Source organism: Vibrio sp. 2134-1 (genome assembly GCF_033339495.1).
In genome coordinates this window covers 1-612 of record NZ_JAWOUS010000637.1, presented here as the reverse complement: position 1 = coordinate 612, position 612 = coordinate 1, and the positions used below count along the sequence as shown (strand labels likewise).

Annotated in this window: 1 pseudogene; it reads left to right on the top strand. The window is 44.6% G+C overall.

The features are described from left to right. Positions 1 to 274: 274 nt before the first annotated feature. Positions 275 to 612, top strand: a pseudogene (locus R7R78_RS27675) (hypothetical protein); the annotation flags it as partial.

The window sequence follows — 612 nt, the reverse complement described above, 5'->3', positions numbered from 1 at the left end:
GACGAGTCAGTTGTTGGTCTACAACGTATCGATGAAGTTGAAGAAGTGGAATTGCCAGAAGGCGAAGAAGCAGAAACAACAGAAGCGAATGCAGAACAGCAAGCTCCTGAAGCGCCAGCAGCAGACGACGCGGAAGAGGGCACAGAAGAGTAATCTTTTCCTTCATCGCTAAATATGAAAGCCGAGCAAAATGCTCGGCTTTTTTGTATCTTCATCAACGCAATCTCTCAACCAAACCAGTACACTAAGCTTATGTTTACTCACGGGTATCGCTATGTCTTTATGGTTCTTCATTGCCATCACTTTGATGGGGCTTTTTATCGTCGTTTTGTCACTTAGCGCTTCTAAAGTTAAGCCTACGCAGTGGTTTGGCTTTTGTTTGATGGTGTTAGCACTCACTAGCGCTGGCTACTTATTGTTGAAGCAAACCCCACCGAAACCTATCCAAGCGGAGATAGCTCGAATGATGACCTCGCGAGACATCATGGATGAAATACAGCAACAGTTAAAACAAGAGCCTAATAACGATGAGCTTTGGTTTCAGTTAGGTCAAGGTTATCTGTTGGAGGGAGAATTTGATGCCGCGTTGATTTGTTTCGACTACACACTCCA